The 272-nt window shown below is 39.3% G+C and carries 1 pseudogene; it reads left to right on the top strand.

The annotated features are described in order from the left end of the window. Positions 1 to 81 precede the first annotated feature (81 nt). Positions 82 to 272: pseudogene (locus ACE01P_RS24475) on the top strand (type IV secretion protein Rhs); the annotation flags it as partial.

Here is a 272-nt window from a genome sequence, read left to right as displayed (position 1 = left end):
ATGAAAAATCCCAACGATTACATTATGCAGTTTTACGGCGTAGTGACCAAAGTCAAGCTCCAGAAATCCCGCATCAAAGATATGGAGGAAACAATTTTGATTTTTGGACACAGCTCTTCAATTGTTCTTGACAATGGGCCAGAGTCAAATTCTTTTGCGGCAATGGCACTGGATGATATCGCAGGCAATGTAAAATCGGGGCATAATATAGAGATGGATATAAAATCGTTTTATGCCAATAATCTTCCCTATACGGTTCAGTACAACGAAAG

This window comes from Flavobacterium sp. HJSW_4 (assembly GCF_042436695.1).
Classification (GTDB): Bacteria; Bacteroidota; Bacteroidia; order Flavobacteriales; family Flavobacteriaceae; genus Flavobacterium.
Note: the sequence above shows the minus strand (reverse complement) of the source record. Positions and strands in the feature narration are given on the sequence as shown.